At 48.6% G+C, this 16,891-nt stretch carries 13 protein-coding genes; all 13 read left to right on the top strand.

The window, feature by feature from the left end; translation table 11 throughout:
* Positions 1-75: 75 nt before the first annotated feature.
* The 13 genes from M1L66_RS03135 (at position 76) to M1L66_RS03195 (ending at position 16,734) form a co-directional block, all read left to right on the top strand.
* Complete coding sequence (locus tag M1L66_RS03135) at positions 76-867, top strand: ATP-binding protein (RefSeq protein ID WP_434694186.1); 792 nt, start codon at positions 76-78, stop codon at positions 865-867.
* A 127-nt stretch (positions 868-994) separates the two neighbouring features.
* Entirely contained in the window at positions 995-2,032 is a 1,038-nt protein-coding gene (locus tag M1L66_RS03140; protein ID WP_434690768.1) for a nucleotidyltransferase domain-containing protein, read from the top strand.
* A complete protein-coding gene (locus M1L66_RS03145; RefSeq protein WP_187022665.1) occupies positions 2,022-2,816 on the top strand; it encodes a nucleotidyltransferase domain-containing protein in 795 nt (264 codons plus the stop codon). Before M1L66_RS03140 ends, M1L66_RS03145 begins: the two co-directional genes overlap by 11 nt.
* 20 nt (positions 2,817-2,836) lie before the next feature.
* Complete coding sequence (locus M1L66_RS03150) at positions 2,837-3,970, top strand: Gfo/Idh/MocA family protein (protein WP_434690771.1); 1,134 nt, start codon at positions 2,837-2,839, stop codon at positions 3,968-3,970.
* A gap of 61 nt (positions 3,971-4,031) precedes the next feature.
* Positions 4,032-7,364 (top strand): SNF2 helicase associated domain-containing protein, encoded by a 3,333-nt coding sequence (locus M1L66_RS03155; RefSeq protein ID WP_434690774.1) that lies wholly within the window; start codon positions 4,032-4,034, stop codon positions 7,362-7,364.
* Positions 7,365-7,421: 57 nt separating this feature from the next.
* Entirely contained in the window at positions 7,422-9,023 is a 1,602-nt protein-coding gene (locus M1L66_RS03160; protein WP_434690777.1) for a response regulator transcription factor, read from the top strand.
* Positions 9,024-9,039: 16 nt separating this feature from the next.
* Positions 9,040-9,888, top strand: coding sequence for a sensor histidine kinase (locus tag M1L66_RS03165; protein ID WP_187022661.1), 849 nt, complete (start codon positions 9,040-9,042; stop codon positions 9,886-9,888).
* An 11-nt stretch (positions 9,889-9,899) separates the two neighbouring features.
* Entirely contained in the window at positions 9,900-11,273 is a 1,374-nt protein-coding gene (locus M1L66_RS03170; protein WP_434690781.1) for a hypothetical protein, read from the top strand.
* Entirely contained in the window at positions 11,270-12,178 is a 909-nt protein-coding gene (locus M1L66_RS03175; RefSeq protein WP_434690784.1) for an ABC transporter permease subunit, read from the top strand. Before M1L66_RS03170 ends, M1L66_RS03175 begins: the two co-directional genes overlap by 4 nt.
* Positions 12,179-12,272: 94 nt before the next feature.
* Positions 12,273-13,310 carry a sugar ABC transporter substrate-binding protein gene (locus M1L66_RS03180; RefSeq protein WP_187022658.1) on the top strand — a complete coding sequence of 346 codons (1,038 nt, stop codon included), beginning with the start codon at positions 12,273-12,275 and terminating at the stop codon, positions 13,308-13,310.
* A gap of 82 nt (positions 13,311-13,392) precedes the next feature.
* Entirely contained in the window at positions 13,393-14,895 is a 1,503-nt protein-coding gene (locus M1L66_RS03185; RefSeq protein ID WP_434690787.1) for a sugar ABC transporter ATP-binding protein, read from the top strand.
* Complete coding sequence (locus M1L66_RS03190) at positions 14,882-15,841, top strand: ABC transporter permease (RefSeq protein WP_187022656.1); 960 nt, start codon at positions 14,882-14,884, stop codon at positions 15,839-15,841. The genes M1L66_RS03185 and M1L66_RS03190 overlap by 14 nt, the downstream gene beginning before the upstream one ends.
* 32 nt (positions 15,842-15,873) lie before the next feature.
* The gene (locus tag M1L66_RS03195; RefSeq protein ID WP_320929506.1) at positions 15,874-16,734 is read left to right on the top strand and encodes an MBL fold metallo-hydrolase; all 861 of its coding nucleotides are present in this window, start codon (positions 15,874-15,876) and stop codon (positions 16,732-16,734) included.
* The last annotated feature ends 157 nt before the right edge of the window (positions 16,735-16,891 follow it).

Genomic DNA, 16,891 nt, shown 5'->3' on the forward strand with positions numbered 1-16,891 from the left:
TTAAAAAATTAGGAAAATAATCCTTGAATGGAATGAAAAGGAGAAAAGTTAGGAATTAAATCCTAACTTTTGTTGATGCTGCCTCTTTCCTTTTCTGAATTCTGTGGTGCGCTGACCGAGACCGGCCTTTCCATGCAGCAGAAGTTTGCCAGGTATCTGGAATTTAGTTCATTTCCGTATGTTACGAGGCTGGGACTGGAACAAAGGGATGCAAAAGAGTATCTGATGGATATCTATCACACAGTTCTCTTGAAAGATGTGGTCGCCAGGCTTAATATATCCGATGTTACCAGTTTGGAGAATGTAGCAAAATTTATGCTGCATAACATTGGGAATCTGGTATCCCCCACAAAGATAGCCAATACGCTGAAATCGCAGGGGACAAAAGTGGATCAGAAAACTGTGGACAAATATCTTCGCGGTCTGACCGACAGCCTGCTTTTATACGAAGCGGGGCGTTACAATATAAAGGGGAAGCAGTATTTAACACAGCAAAGCAAATACTATACGGTCGATATCGGTCTGCGAAATGTCCTTGTGCGGGGAAAGGACAGCGACGTGGGGCATATCCTGGAAAATATTGTTTATCTGGAGCTGCTGCGCCGCGGGTACCGGGTTTATGTCGGACAGCTGAGTGACGGCGAAGTGGATTTTGTGGCGATAAGTCCGGAGGAAACCATCTATTATCAGGTGGCGGCGACCACATTGGAGGAATCGACTCTGGAAAGGAAACTTGCACCCCTCAGAACAATCCAGGACAATTATCCCAAGTATCTCTTAACGTTGGATGAATTGTTCAACAATGTGGATTATGAAGGAATTAAAAAAAGAAATGTGCTTGAATGGCTCTTGAAGAAAAGTGAATAGATATGGCTGCAAAGTACCCGATGGTTCCTGGATATGGAAAAATCGGGTATTTTTAAACGCTTGTTGGCATTTTTCCGGGGAGCAGTTATACTATAAGTATTATATTTGCAGGAAAGGGGGAACCCCCATGAGTGAAACAGAGCAGCATTTAACACAGCAGCTTCTGACACAACCGCAGTACGGCTTTTTGAAAACGGATCCCCATCTGGGAAAACATATTATCCTGTTGGGGCTGGCGGGCAGTTATGCCTATGGAACGAATCAGGAAAACAGTGATATTGATGTCCGGGGAGTGACATTAAACAGGAGATCCGATTTGATTGGAATGACCTCTTATGACCAGTATACAGATAAGAATACGGACACGGTAATCTATGCGTTTAACAAGATCATACGGCTTTTGCTGGAGTGCAATCCCAACACCTGTGAGCTGCTGGGGCTGAATGAAGAGCACTACTTATACCTGTCTCCCATCGGGAGGGAGCTTCTGGAAAACCGCCGTTTGTTCCTTTCAAGGAGGGCGATCCAGTCCTTCGGGGGATACGCGGACCAGCAGCTGAGACGGCTCCAGAACGCGCTGGCGCGGGACCGGATGGCTTCGGAGGAACGGGAAAGACACATCTACAATTCCGTGAAGAACGCCATGTATGAGTTTCAGGAACGCTACCGGATTACCGATTACGGATCTCTGAACATTTATATCGATGAGGCGGAAAATCCAGAGATGGACACGGAGATATTTCTGGATGCTTTCGTTTCTCACTATCCGCTTCGGGATTACCGGAACATATGGGGTGAGATGAATAACATCGTAAAAGAGTATGATAAGATTGGAAAACGGAACCGGAAGAAGGACGACAACCATTTAAACAAGCATGCCATGCATTTGATCCGCCTGTTTATGATGGCGATTGATATTCTGGAGAAGGAAGATATTATTACGTATCGGAAGGACGAGCATGAGCTTCTGATGAAAATCCGGCGGGGAGAATTTCAGAAGGAAGACGGCACCTACCGGACGGAATTTTATGAGATTCTTGCAGACTACGAAAAGCGGCTGCATGAGGCTGCTGCCAACACATCACTTCCGGAAGAACCGGATTATGAGCGCGTGCAGGAGTTCGTCATGAGCGTCAACGAAAGGGTGGTAAGAGATGAGATATAAGGATTTTGAGGGAACGCTGGAGGAACTGGTGGAACAGAAGCTTCAGGAGATAGAGGAAAAGGAACACGTGCGGATTCTTCACGCGGTGGAATCCGGAAGCCGTTCCTGGGGATTTGCATCCCCAGACAGCGATTACGACGTTCGGTTTATCTATGTGCGCCGTCCACAGGATTACTTAAAGCTGGAACCCGCCCGCGACGTGATTGAGTGGGAGCTGGACGAAACGCTCGATATCAATGGCTGGGATTTGCAGAAGGCACTGCGCCAGTATCATCGATCGAATTCCACACTGTTTGAATGGGCGAACTCGCCGGTTGTCTATCGCACGACAGAGGAATGGCGGCAGATACACCAGGCGGCATCCGTGTACTTTTCCGAAAAGGCGGCCATGTACCATTATTACGGAACGGCGAAGAGCAACTTCCTGGAGTTTCTGCAGGGGGACACTGTGAAATATAAGAAATATTTCTATGTGATCCGTCCGGTCCTGGCGTGTAAGTGGATTGAGGAACACGCGTGCCCGCCGCCGGTGCTTTTTTCGGAGCTGATGGAAGCGGTCCGCGGCTGCGGTGACCTGGCAAAAGTCCTGGCAGCCATTGAGAAGCTGCTGGAGATCAAGGCGCTGACGCCGGAAAGCGGAGCAGGAGAACGGATCGAAGTTTTGAACCATTTTATTGAAGGACAGCTGGACTACTATAAAACGCTGCTGGACAAAAAGACGGACGACAGGAGAGAGAGCTGGGACGTACTGGACCGGCTGTTCCTGGAAAGTCTGAAGGTGTGATAACCGGAAAGGAGATTCCTATGAAAATGACGATTGACAGGACTGCACTGGAGAAAAAGCCGCTTCGCTTTGTGGTGATCGGTTCCGGCTGGCGTTCTCTGTTTTATTGGAGAATTGCCTGTGCGTATCCGGAGCTGTTTACCATGGAGGCGATGCTCTGCAGGACGGAGGAGAAGGCCGGGCACATGAGAAAACAGTACGGTGTTCCAGCCGTGACATCGGAGGCCGTCTGTGAGGCCATGAAGCCGGATTTCGTGGTGGTGGCGGTGAACAAGACGTCGATCTTTCCGGTAACAAAGCAATGGGCCGGGAAGGGCTTTCCGGTGCTCTGTGAGACTCCGGCGGCGTTGGAACTGGATGAGCTAAAGGAACTCTGGCGTATGAAGATGGAGGAAGACGCGAGAATACAGGTGGCGGAGCAGTATTTTCTCTACCCTTCCTTTGCCGCAGCTGCGGAAGTGGTCAGGCGCGGATTTTTAGGAGAGGCGTCCATGATGACGCTGTCTGCTGTTCACGATTACCATGGCGCCAGCGTCATCCGCCGTATGCTGGGGACAGGACTTCAGAATATGACCATTTACGGGAAGGAATACCCGTTTACGCTGATGGAAACAGACTCCAGAGATGGGGCCATCACAGACGGCCGCATGTCGGAGCGGACGAGAAGGCGGATTACATTTGAATTTGAGGACGGGAAAACGGCTTTTTACGATTTCAGCAGTGTGCAGTACCATTCTTATATCCGGAGCAGGCATTTGAACGTTCAGGGTATGACGGGAGAATTAAATGACTGGACAGTGCGGTATGTGAAGGAAGAGGTACAGCCTTCGGGAAGGCGCTTCCTGCCGATGGAACAGACGATGAGCGTGGAACGGAACGCGTCCGGCAGCGGCATCATCCGGATTTCTCTGGGAGAGGAGCAACTTTATGTAAATCCATTTGTACACATGGGGCTGAAACAGGTTCTGCCTCAGGACGAGACCGCCATTGCCGTTCTCATGATGGGAATGAGGCGGTATATCGAAGAGGGGCTGGAGTGCTATCCTCTGGCGGAAGGGCTTCAGGACGCCTATGCGCTGATTCTGATCAATGAAGCGCTGAAAAGTCCGGGGCGTCCGGTCCGGTCCGAGACCCAGATATGGGCAGGAATATAGAATCAGGGCAGCAGTAGGGAAGAAAGTTTCAGACAGAGAGAAAACGGGGTAGAGATACAGTATGATACAGATTAAGGCAATCAGAGCGGAAGCCAGTCCTCAGTCATTTACGAAAGGAAATCAGTTGTACCAAAGAGGAATGGTGGAAGATCTGGATTTTCAGATAACCGATGGTAAGCTGGAGGCAAGTGCATGGGTAGAGGGATCTTATGATAACCGCTACCAGGTGGAAATGACATACAGTCTGAAGAGCCATACATTTACACAGTACTACTGTGAATGTCCGGCCTACCAGTCTTATGACGGGATGTGCAAGCACTGTGTCGCAGTCGCGCTGGAGATGATGGAACGTGATGAGGGGGGAGAGGAAGCAACCGAGGCAGCAGACAGAGCATCTGGGGCAGCAGACACAGACAGAGCACCGGCCGCCGCCAGACTGAAGCAGCCGCCGACAGATACCGCGGTTAAAAAACTGATATTTGCCAGCACTATTCGGGAAAATGCCTGCTATTTCCAGCCGGAGGTAAATGGAAATATAAGGCTGGTTCCTATTCTGCACCGGGATGCAGAGGGCTGGATGGTTGAGTTTAAAATCGGTTCCGATCATCTGTATGTATTAAAGGATATTACCGCTATGGTAAACGCTCTGAAAGAAGAAAAGTATGTACACTATGGACAGAAACTGGCATTTTACCATGTAAAAAGCGCATTTACAGAGGAGAGCCGCAGACTGGTGGACTTTCTGGAAGACTGTGTGAATCAGGAGCAGGACTTTATTACAGAATTGTATGTGATGCGGCGCAGTTACCTGCCCACAGCAGCTTCTGCACGGAATATGGTTCTGTCAGGTGATAAGATGGTGCGCTTTTTGCAGGCAGTGGGTCCGGGAGTCATTGCGCTTCAATCCAGATTCTCCAATCTGACCCGGATACAGATAGTGGAAAAGGATCCTGTACTTGGATTTTCTGTTGCGGAACGGAGCAGTGGCGGCTGTCTTCTTTCCGTTCCCAGAGGGGAAGCGTTTGTAAGTAAAAGCGGGCTGTGTGTTCTTACAGAAGATACCATATATTTATGCAGTGAGGAGTTCGGAACGCATATGGGCGGTATCTGCGGCTTGATGGAGCCGTATAAAAAACAGGAATATTATGTAAATGAAGAAGATATGCCGGTGCTCTGTACCTCGGTACTGCCTTCGCTGGAGGAGTATTCAGTCCTTAAAAAGCCGGATTCCCTGGAACGTTATATGCCTAAGCCGTGTGAAATACTCCTATATCTGGATTATGTGGAACGGACTCTGATTGCTTCTGTTTACAGCCAGTATGGAGAGGCGCGTTATAATCTGATTGAGGGACTGGAGGTCAAGGATTTATATCGTGATATGAAAAAGGAGCAGTATGCGGCAAAACTGGCAGGCAGTTATTTCCAATATGCAGACGAGGAGAAAAATCTGCTGTATATTCCGGAAGAGGACGAAGAGGCGCAGTATCGTCTGCTCAGCACCGGAATTGCACAGTTTCAGCAGATAGCTGAGGTATATATTTCTGAGTCCTTAAAAAGGCTGAGGGTCTTAAAGTCACCTAAAATAACCATGGGAATTACCAGGAACAGCGGACTGCTGGATATTACACTCCAGACTGAGCGGTTAGAGCCGGGAGAGTTGGAGGGACTGCTGTCAAGCTACCGGAGGAGGAGAAAATATTACCGCTTAAAGAATGGGGATTTTCTGGAACTGGAGGATAATGGACTGTCGGCAGTGGCAGAACTGGCCGAAGGGCTGGAACTGAGTGTGGAGGAACTGGAGGAAGGCCATATCCGGGTACCGGAATACCGATCCTTCTATTTGGACCAGGTTCTGCGGGAGAATGAAGGGATCGTAGAAGTTAAGCGCAGTTCATCCTATAAGGCCTTTCTGCGGTCCATGAAAAATGTGGAGGACAGCGACTACGAGGTCCCCGCCGGATTGAATGCGGAGCTAAGACCGTATCAGAAGTTTGGATTCCGATGGCTCATGACTCTGGGGGCGATGGGATTCGGCGGAATTCTGGCCGACGACATGGGGCTTGGGAAGACTGTACAGGCGATCGCGTATCTGGTGGCGGTGAAGGAAAATTATGAGGGGGATGCGCCACGACGCAGTCTCATCATCTGCCCGGCTTCCCTTGTCTATAACTGGGAGAGTGAGATACACCGGTTCGCGCCCGGACTGACCGTGGAGACGGTTGTGGGAGGGGCCGGGAGCAGGAAGGAAAAGATACGGAAGAGCAGGGTGGATATTCTGCTTACATCTTATGATTTATTAAAACGGGATGTGGAGGCGTATCAGGAGGCTCTGTTTGATACTGTTTTCGTCGATGAGGCGCAGAATATTAAGAATCATGGAACACAGACAGCGAAAGCGGTGAAGGCCCTTGGCTGTGCCCGGAGGTTTGCGCTGACCGGGACGCCTATAGAAAATTCACTGAGTGAGCTGTGGAGTATCTTTGATTTTCTGATGCCCGGATTTTTAGGGGGCTATAAGCATTTTAAGGAGAAGTATGAGCAGCCCGTGGCAGCGAGACAGGATGAGGTGGCTGCGGAACGGCTGCGGCGGATGATAAGGCCGTTTATCCTGAGGCGTCTGAAGAAAGAGGTCTTAAAGGAACTGCCGGACAAGCTGGAAGAGGTGGTGTATTCCCGCATGGAGACGGCGCAGAGGGAGATCTATGAGGCCAGAGTGCAGAAGCTGCTGGATTCCCTTTCGAGGCAGAGCCAGGAGGAGTACCGGGTCGGAAAGCTGCAGATATTGGCGGAGCTGACTCATTTGCGCCAGCTGTGCTGTGATCCGTCGCTGGTGTATGAGAACTATAACGGCGGAGCGGCCAAGGTGGACACCTGTGTGGAGCTGGTGAATAATGCGGTGGAAGCAGGAAACAAGGTTCTTCTGTTTTCTCAGTTTACGTCCATGCTGGATATTATCCGGAGACGGCTCGATGAAGCAGGGATCGGTTATTACATCCTGACGGGATCGACCTCCAAGGAGAAGCGGAATGAACTGGTGAAGTCCTTTAACGGGGATGGACCGCCTGTCTTTTTAATCTCCTTAAAGGCTGGAGGAACGGGGCTTAACTTAACTGCCGCCAGTATTGTGATCCATTTCGATCCGTGGTGGAACCAGGCGGCCCAGAACCAGGCCACAGACCGCGCCCATAGAATCGGGCAGCAGCAGGTGGTTACGGTGTATAAGCTGATTATGAAGGACACTCTGGAGGAGAAGATCCTGGAAATGCAGGAGAGAAAGGCGGGGCTGTCTGAGGAGATTATGGCGGATGGAAGCATCAGCGAGGTGATTGGGGCGAAGGAGGAGTTTATGGAGATTCTGAGAGGGGCGGCGAAAGAAGCGGCGGGCAGTCAGTAAATGGTGGCAGGACGGAATAAAACCAGCAGATGAGAGATACGGGGGATGAAGAAATACATGCTTAAAGTATTAATTGCAGACGATGAATATAAGGTAGGCTTTTTAGTTAAAAAGTTAATTGATTGGGATAAGCTGAATCTGGAGTTTGCCGGGCTTGTGCAGGATGGGATGACCGCATATGAGAAGATATGTGAGTGTGCCCCGGATATTGTGATTACGGATATCCGTATGCCGGTTTTAAGCGGCCTGGAACTGATAAAGAAGGTGATTGATGAGGGACGCAGTGTCCATTTTATTGTAATCAGCGGATATAAATACTTCGAATACGCCCAGCAGGCTATAAAATATGGTGTGGAGGACTATCTTTTGAAGCCGATTGACGAGGTGGAGCTAAACCAGATCTTGAAGAAGATTGCGGACACGGAGATAAACAGGGAGAAAGAGAGCCGCAGCGTGGATACGATGGTAAAAAAACTTCACGATAGCCGATATATCCTTCACAGAGAGTTTTTAAATTCCATATCCGGGGACGGGGAGATGAATCTGGAGGAGGTCAATAAGAATTACGGCCTGAATTTCGGAGACGGTCTGTTTCGGGTTATCTGCTGTAAACTGGACGGCGACAACCGTGCGGAGAAGAATGAGCAGCAGATAAACCTGATCTTAAAAAAGACGGGAGTACTGGTGGAACAGGCGTTTCAGGGGTGTGTTCGCGATATTGCCATTACCTATCAGAAAAATTCTGCCGTTACGGCTGTCATCAATTATACGGCTGAATGCAGAGACGAGGTGGAAGAGCGGATTGACAGACTGTTTCAGTCACAGATGGACTACTTAAGCGGATTTGAACACTACGAGCTGACGATGGGACTGAGCACGGAATGCGGGGAATTCGGCAGACTTCATGTGGCAGTGGAGACAGCCAGGGAAGCCGTGGCGTGCCGGATTCTGGGCGGAGCCGGGAGACAGTTTGACGAGCGGTCCATAGAACGGGATTCCACAGTCTGTGCGGAGGAAATCTGCGGGGAGCTGGAGGAGAAGCTGGCCGGAGCCGTGGAAACCGCAAGATACGACGAGGTGAAGTATATGATCGGGCTGGCGTTCCACGAGGCCAGAAAGCGCAGGGCGTTTGCAAGTGAGTATTATCAACTGGCGGGGCTCCTGTTTCAGTGTTATCTGGAGCTTAATCCATTTAAAAGTCCGGCAGATAATGGGGAACTGAAGGAACGTTGGAAAGAGGGCGCTGAAAACTGTGATTCTGTACCGGCCTTAACGGAATATGTGGCAGAACAGATAACCGCCGATCTTATGGCGTGTGTGGAGGCAAGCCGTGAGAAAGAGCGGAGACCAGTCTTAACCGCGGCAGAGTATATCAAAAAGAATTACAGCCAGAAGCTTTCTCTGGAAGAAATTGCAGAGCAGGGTGGGTTCAATATGAATTACTTCTCCGAACTGTTTAAGAAAGAGACGGGAAAGACATTTACCGCCTATGTGACGGATGTCCGGATGGAGGAGGCTAAAAAGCTTCTTAGGGATACGAATATGCCTGTTTACGAGGTGGCGGAGGCCGTGGGTTATAAGGATTCAAAATTTTTCAGCCAGCAGTTTGTGAAGACAGTCGGAATCAAGCCTATGGAATACCGTAAGCTTTATTATTAAGAGATGGAGAAGCAGGATGAAGATTGCCGTGACGACGGCAGTGCTGGCGTCAGCAGCCTGTATGCTGCTGGGGCTGTACTGCCTTTATTTAAAAAACAGGATAAAAAAGGTGGAAGCTGAACGGGAACGCCAGTTGTCTGAGCTGGAGGAAAAACTTCAGGATGAATATTCGGTCCGCATGGTGGACAAGCAGGCTAAGCTTTCCGCGCTCCAGAGTCAGATCAACCCCCATTTTTTGTATAATACGCTGGAGTGCATCCGGAGTGAGGCACTTCTCTATGACTGTGACAGTATTGCCAGAATGGCCAAGGCACTGGCATCCTTTTTCCGCTATAGTATCAGCAAGAAGGAGAATATTGTGACACTCCGGGAGGAATTCAATAATATCGAAAACTACTTTCTGATTCAGAGCTATCGGTTTGATGATAAATTCTCTTTTGAGATTTTGGCCGCGCCGGAGGACAGAGAGGCATATTCCTGCCTGATTCCCAAACTGTCCCTGCAGCCGATTGTGGAGAATGCTATTTTCCATGGGCTGGAGACGAAACCGGATAAGGGAAAGGTTACGATCCGGGTAGAGATGACGGAAAAGAATGTGATTATTATTGTATCGGATGATGGAGTGGGAATCGGGAGAGAGGAACTGGAGCGGATGCGGGATTCACTTAAAAACTCCAGGAAAGAAACGGATCAGGAGGGTAAATCTCCGGGAGAACGGGGCAATGGAATCGCGCTTACCAATGTCAGCCAGAGAATTAAGCTGATTTTCGGGGAGGATTATGGGCTGAATCTATACAGTACGAAAGGAATAGGTACGGATGTGGAAATCATTCTGCCGATTATGACAGATAAGTCTTTGATATGAAGAGAGAACTGTTGTTATTAAAAAAAGTGATTGTCGAGGGGGCAGACAGCAGTAACAGGCTGTATGATGTGGATTTGATCCTGCGGGAATCAGAGTGCTTCTGCCTTGTCAGTGCGGTGCATCAGAAGGAAGTCCTTGTGGAGTTTTTGCAGGGATTGGGAAAACAGATTTCCGGAAGCATTAGGATTAAGGGAACGGAACTGAACCAGGCAGACCGGAAAACACTGGAGAAAAATAAGGTATTTGTGATCAGCAGGATTACACCGTATATGAATACTTTAAATATTGGTGAAAATATCTTTCTCCTCAGAAGGAACAGCTTAAAAAAGGTTGTAATCAATGAGTGTGCGATCCGAAGCCAGACGGAATACTATTTTGAAAAATATAATATAGAGCTTGATCCGGACACGGCTCCGGAGACCTTAAGCAATGCAGATAAGATTATCATCGGAATAATCAGAAGCGTGTCTCAGGGGGGGAGGCTGCTTGTGCTTTCCGATACGTCGGGGGCATTTTCCCAAAAAGAGATGGTGCGTCTCACTTCTCTGATTGAAAGACTTAAGAAGGAAGGCATCGGAATTCTGATTTCAGATAATAATCCCGAGGCGTTTTACTGTGTGGCAGACCGCCTTGTTATTTTCAAACACAGGAAGATCACAAAGAAGATTTACGATCCAGAGCAGTTTCCGCAGGCATCGGATATCATTCTCCGCGGAACAAATGCCGGGGAGGGAAGCCAGAAGGAGAAGACGAAAGGTGTAGCTTCCATACGTATTAACGGATTGAAGGCAGGAGAACGCACGGTTTCCATAGAGGCCTGTAAGGGAGAGATTGTATTGGTTTCCCGTGAGGCCGCGCCTATAGACAACCTTTGGGATCAGTGCCAGCGGTCTTCAGACAGCGGTTTGGAGTTCATTATTGACGGAAAAAAGGTTTCGTCCCGTACAATGGCTGATCTGGTCAAAAACAGAGTGGGAATGATAAGCTGTGAGATATCCCGCATGGGAGTAATGAGAAATCTGACCAAAGAGGACAACATCCTGATGCCTTCTTACCGGAAGATCAGCGGCAGGCTGGGATTTTACCGCAAAGCTTCCTCGTATATCTTAAGAGATAACTTTCTGTTTGAGGATGGAGAAGCCTTAGATGATATTGATCTTGAAAAAAATGGGTGGAAGCTGGTTTTTTACCGGTGGAAGCTTTTTAATCCGCGTGTTTTGATCGTTCATAACTGTATTACGGCAGCGGATCTATGGGAGCGGGACTGGATTAAAAAGCGGCTGATCGAGATGGCGGAGAGGGGGACTGCCGTGATACTGCTGGAAAATGAGGCGGCATTCTGTTCCGGATTTTCCGACAGAGTATGGACGGTGGATAAGGTATGAAGATACGAAAGGTTATACGGGTGAATGTTCTGAATATCGTGGTATGGGCCGTGTTTTTTATTATGTGGGCGGCCGGTATGTCCAGTAATGTGTACTGGTCCGTCACACGGCAGCTTTTGACCATGATTTTCATGACATTTGGCCTTATGATTCAGATGATAAGCGGCGTGCTGGATTTGTCATTTGCCGCTGAAATATCGGCATCGACCTGTATCGGTGCCTGTTTGCTGCGCACAGGGATGCCTCTCGCGCCGGCGATGGCTGCGGTGCTCGTGTTCCATCTGGGACTGGGAGCTTTAAAAGGATTTCTGGTAGCCGGTCTGCGCGTCAATCCGGTCATCATCACCCTGGCACTTCAGATCATAGTGAGTAATTTATCAGGTCTGTTTACCGGTGACCACATGGTTATTTTCAACCGAAAGGATGTGTATGCGAGCCATGCCTTCTGGCTGTCTCTCTCTGTTCTGTCCGCGGTTTCCAGTCTTTTTTTGTGTTTTTTTCTCAAACGGACCTATTATGGAAAATATCTTCGGATGCTGGGAGAAAATCCGGCAGCTGTCAGGGAGAGCGGACTGAATCATACGGCTATCCGGATGATAATCAGTATGGCGGCCTCGGTTTTTTATGGAATTGCGGCTATGATTCTGCTGTTTATCACTTCATCGGGCAGCTCATCTAACGGCAGTCATTATCTCTATCCGGTCATCGCGGCAGCCTGTATGGGAGGAATCAGCTTTTTAAATGGCAGAGGAAAGGTATTTGGTGCGTGGTTGGGAACTCTGAGCGCCGTCATGTTCATGCATATTATCGTGATTCTGGGAATCCAGAGCAGCTTTGAGACGATTCTGGAGGGCCTGATTATCATCATTTCTATTCTATTGGCAGTAAAAACTGCAAACAACTGAAAATAGTCCCCTTAAATCTGAAAATCCCCTCATTGAGAGTTTGGGTACGGCAGGGTATCATTAAGACATCAAAAATCTCAGGGAGGAAGCAAAAATGAAAAAACAGTTAGCAGCATTACTTTGTGGTACCATGCTTTTAACGGCAGCGCTCAGCGGCTGTACCATGAATTCACCGGTTGAGGGAAAAGCGGAGACAACCACCGCGGCAAAGACGACCGATGCGGGAACGAGCGGAGCGAATGGCATGGAAAGTGAAGGCTCAAAGGCCGTGTCAGAGAAGGCTAAAATTGGTCTTCTGGCGCCAACTCTTCAGACCGAATTTTTTATTAACATAGACGACGGTTTAAAGAAGGAATGCGAGGCCAGAGGCTGGGACTATGTAGCGGTCAGCTTTGACAATGATTCTGCGACAGCAGTTACTTCTATTGAAAATATGGTCACCGGAAAGTGTGATGTGATTGTCGCCATGGTATCCGATGAATCGTGTGACGATGCTTTAAGAAAGGCACAGGAGGCCGGAGTAAAAATCATTGAATGCGGTGTGCAGACGGAAGTATTTGACGTTTGTTTGAATACGGACCAATATACGATCGGCAAAGAGATCGGAACTATGGCTGGGGAATGGATCAACAGCACACTGGATGGAAAAGGAAAAGTAGTCGTTTATACCACCTTCCAGAACACGGATATGCAGAATCGCGGAAACGGGATTCAGGACGGGCTAAAGGCCGCCGCCCCCGATGCAGAGATTCTGGAGGTTGTTGACATCGGAAAAGACGTGGTTGGCTCCGGCACCACGACGACGGAGACCATGCTTCAGAAATATCCGGAACTCAACTGTATCGCTGCCTATGGCGACGCGGCGGCGGTGGAGTCCTCGGAGGCTGCTAAAGCAGCTGGTAAGAGCGGGGACAACTTCGGTATTTTCTCCTGTGATGGAACAAATCAGGCGTTAAAGGGAATTGCAGAAAACGATCCGATGCATGGAACCATTAAATTCGAGGAAATGGGGCCGATCATGGCTGAATACAGCGAGAAGCTGCTGGCAGGCGAGACATTCCCTGATCCTATTGATTTCCCAACACAGCAGATCACTTCTTCCAACGTTTCAGAATTTTACACAGCGGAGTAGGAGACGTAAGGAGTTCTGGAAACGGAACTCCTTTGTAATTACTGAAAGAGCGATTGTGGCAGAGGAAGAGAGGAGTGGTCAAATGCCGGAGAATACTATATTAAGCGTCAGAAACATCGTAAAGACTTATCCTGGTGTGATTGCGATTAACCATTTTTCCATAGATGTAAGAGAGGGCGAGGTTCATGCTCTGATCGGAGAAAATGGAGCAGGAAAATCCACGCTGATCAAGACCCTGTCGGGGGCCATCACCCCGGATGAGGGAAGTGTCTGTGTATGCGGAAAAGAGTTTGCTTCCATGACTCCAAAGCTTGCAAAGGAGCAGGGAATCGAGGTTATCTACCAGGAATTCACACTGGTTCCAGGAATCAGCGCGGCGGAGAACGTATTTCTCGGTGAGAAGACAAAGCCGGGATTATTCGTAGATATTAAAGATAGGGAGAAGAGGGCCAGGGAACTGTTTGACCGGTTAAATGTGGACATTGATGTCTCAAAACCGGTGAAAAATCTGTCCCCGGCCCACCAGCAGCTGGTGGAGATCGCGAAGGCCGTCAGCAAACAGGTAAAGATTCTGATTATGGACGAACCCACAGCGCCTCTTACAGTCAGCGAGGTGGAGACGCTGTTCCGCATCATTAAGGACTTAAAGAGCCAGGGAGTTACCGTTATTTACATCTCTCACCGGCTGGAAGAACTCTTTGAGATCGCGGATCGTGTCACGGTCATGAGGGATGGCTGTTTTGTGGATACAAAGGACATCGCGGGGATCGACAGGAAGCAGCTGATTTCCATGATGGCAGGCAGGGAGCTGAACGAGAGTTATCCTGATAAGAAATGTGAAATTGGGGAAGAAGTACTGCGGGTGGAGCATTTGACCGGAAACGGGGACACAGATATATCCTTTAGCCTTAGGAGAGGGGAAATTCTGGGGTTTGCCGGTCTGGTAGGTGCAGGGCGGACGGAGCTTATGAGAGTCATCTACGGGGCAAATCCGAAAGAGGAGGGCCGTATCATTGTCAATGGAAAGGAAGAAAAGATAAAATCCTGCCAGGATGCGATACGGTGTGGAATCGGTTATATCCCAGAGGACCGGAAGAATCACGGCGTATTTTTAAGAATGTCAATCAAATGGAATACGGTGGCCAACAATTTAAAGGGGTATTCCAATGGCCTTTTTATAGATAAGAAGCGTGAGGCTAAGGCAGCGGAGGAATATCAGGATAAATTCAAGATCAAGACTCCAAATCTGGATCAGCTGGTCGGCAACTTATCGGGAGGAAACCAGCAGAAGGTGGTTATTGCGAAGACACTGGCAGGGGGCAGTAAGATTATTATTTTCGATGAACCGACGAGGGGAATCGACGTGGGAGCCAAGCATGAGATTTACAAGCTGATGAACGAGCTGGCGGAAGCCGGACACTCTATCATTATGGTATCTTCCGATATGCCGGAGCTTCTCGGTATGTCCGACCGGATCGTGGTCATCTACGAGGGCCGTAAGACGGGTGAATTGCCGAAAGAGAAATTTGACCAGAATTATATATTGGATTTAGCTTCAGGAGGAGAAGAAAATGGAAAAAACTAAGACAAGCTGGATAGATTTATATAAGAAATACGGCATCTATATCTTTTTGGTGGTGGTATGCGCCTTCTTTTCTGTGGCAGCTCCCAATTTTCTGTCAGCGTCCAATTTAATTAATATTCTGCGTCAGGTATCCATGTTTGGAATCGTGGTAATTGGCGTCACCATGGTTATGATCGGCGGTGGAATGGATTTATCGGTTGGCGGACAGATGGCAGTCGTGGGGATGGTAGTAGGGTTTCTGTTGGTTAAATTAAAACTGCCGATTCCGGTGACAGCGCTGATCGGGATACTGACTGGAATTGCGTTTGGTACGGTTAATGGAATTGTAGCCATTAAGTTAAAAATTATGCCAATTATTGTTACGCTTTCCACGATGCTGATTCTGCAGGGGGTTGCCTATCTGATCACGGGCGGCTATCCGATTACCGGTATGCCGAAGCCGTTTTTGATGCTGGGCCAGGGATATATAGGGCCGATTCCAATTCCTGTTATCATATTTGTGCTGTTTATTCTTTTTGGCTGGATTGTGATGAATAAGACGTATCTGGGCCGTATGATCTACGCACTGGGAGGGAATAAAGAGGCGGCCAGACTGGCGGGGATTAATGTGGATAAGCTGACTATTATGGTATATGCGTTTGCAGGATTTGCGGCAAGTATTGCGGCACTTATTATGGTAGCCAGAACCAATGCTTCACAGCCCGGAGCCGGAAGCTCCTATCCATTTGACTGTATGACCGCAGCCTGTCTGGGCGGAATCAGTATTGCAGGCGGCGAGGGTAAAATATCAGGAGCGGTCATTGGTGTTATTATTATCGGTGTGCTGGATAACGGGCTGGTACTGATGGGTGTTAATTCTAATTTCCAGAGTGTGGTAAAGGGAATTATACTTCTGCTGGCAGTGGCGATTGACTGTTATGAGGCAAAGAGTAAGAAAAAGGCGTGAGAGAAGGGTGTGAAGGAAAGGGGTGGTTTTATATGTTAAGCAGAAAGCTTCCATTTTATGAGATAGAGGATGGGATTTACGAGATCGACGAGTTTGACTGTGTGAGTGTATTTGTTATTGTGGGGGAAAAGAGGGCTCTCGTTGTGGATACAGGGACTGGAATTGGGGACCTGAAGTGGATAATTGAAGAGAAAATCACGGATAAACCGTATGATGTGGTACTGACTCACAATCATGGGGATCATACAGGCGGAGCCGGATTCTTTGATGAGGTGTGGATTCATGTAGCCGATATGGACTGGAGCGGCCAGGCGGCGCCGAGTGTGGAGTTTCGAAAGGATTATGCGGGAACGATCAGGCGGAGAGAGAATAAGAATTACGATTATGATGTGGAGACGGATATCCGGCCGTGGGAGAAGATGCCAAAGCTAAATGAAATGACTGATGGCCAGGTGTTTGATCTCGGCGGACGCAGGGTGACTGCTTATCACTGCCCAGGCCATACGGCAGGAGAGATGGTTTTTATTGATGACCTGACGAAGACGCTGTTGCTGGGGGATGCGTGCAACTGTAATTTATTGTTGGGCAGGGGATTTGGAAAGAATCCCAGAGATGAAATCCGGGTTGCCAGGGAAGGCCTGGAGCGCCTGATCTCCATGAGGGGGCAGTATGAGCACTTCTATAATGCACATCATGATTTCCGGGGATTTGGCCAGACACTGTACGCAGAGGCGCTGGAGGATGCGGCGGGGTGCTATGGGAGTCTTCTGGATGGGACTGCAAAGTTTGTGGAAGTACCGGACAGCCTGTTCCTGGATAATCCGCCAAAGGTGGCGGCGGAGTATGGAAAGGTACAGGTTTCTTATATGGATGGAAGAATTGATGAGGTTTAGGGAGTTAAGATGACGGAAAGACATGCTGATATTTTCAATGTATGAAAAATCAGTATGTCTTTTTTGTCTGATTAATTTACCGTATTGTATAAGTTTGATATAATGATTGTGATTACAGGATGATTGATTTGAATATATTTGTTGAATTAACGAATAC

Origin of the sequence: Hungatella sp. SB206 (assembly GCF_051132295.1) — a bacterium.
GTDB classification, from domain to species: domain Bacteria; phylum Bacillota; class Clostridia; order Lachnospirales; family Lachnospiraceae; genus Hungatella; species Hungatella effluvii.

Coding starts and splice junctions, on each gene's coding strand:
- M1L66_RS03135 (WP_434694186.1), top strand. CDS start 76: ATGCTGCCTCTTTCCTTTTCTGAATTCTGTGGTGCGCTGACCGAGACC.
- M1L66_RS03140 (WP_434690768.1), top strand. CDS start 995: ATGAGTGAAACAGAGCAGCATTTAACACAGCAGCTTCTGACACAACCG.
- M1L66_RS03145 (WP_187022665.1), top strand. CDS start 2,022: ATGAGATATAAGGATTTTGAGGGAACGCTGGAGGAACTGGTGGAACAG.
- M1L66_RS03150 (WP_434690771.1), top strand. CDS start 2,837: ATGAAAATGACGATTGACAGGACTGCACTGGAGAAAAAGCCGCTTCGC.
- M1L66_RS03155 (WP_434690774.1), top strand. CDS start 4,032: ATGATACAGATTAAGGCAATCAGAGCGGAAGCCAGTCCTCAGTCATTT.
- M1L66_RS03160 (WP_434690777.1), top strand. CDS start 7,422: ATGCTTAAAGTATTAATTGCAGACGATGAATATAAGGTAGGCTTTTTA.
- M1L66_RS03165 (WP_187022661.1), top strand. CDS start 9,040: ATGAAGATTGCCGTGACGACGGCAGTGCTGGCGTCAGCAGCCTGTATG.
- M1L66_RS03175 (WP_434690784.1), top strand. CDS start 11,270: ATGAAGATACGAAAGGTTATACGGGTGAATGTTCTGAATATCGTGGTA.
- M1L66_RS03180 (WP_187022658.1), top strand. CDS start 12,273: ATGAAAAAACAGTTAGCAGCATTACTTTGTGGTACCATGCTTTTAACG.
- M1L66_RS03185 (WP_434690787.1), top strand. CDS start 13,393: ATGCCGGAGAATACTATATTAAGCGTCAGAAACATCGTAAAGACTTAT.
- M1L66_RS03190 (WP_187022656.1), top strand. CDS start 14,882: ATGGAAAAAACTAAGACAAGCTGGATAGATTTATATAAGAAATACGGC.
- M1L66_RS03195 (WP_320929506.1), top strand. CDS start 15,874: ATGTTAAGCAGAAAGCTTCCATTTTATGAGATAGAGGATGGGATTTAC.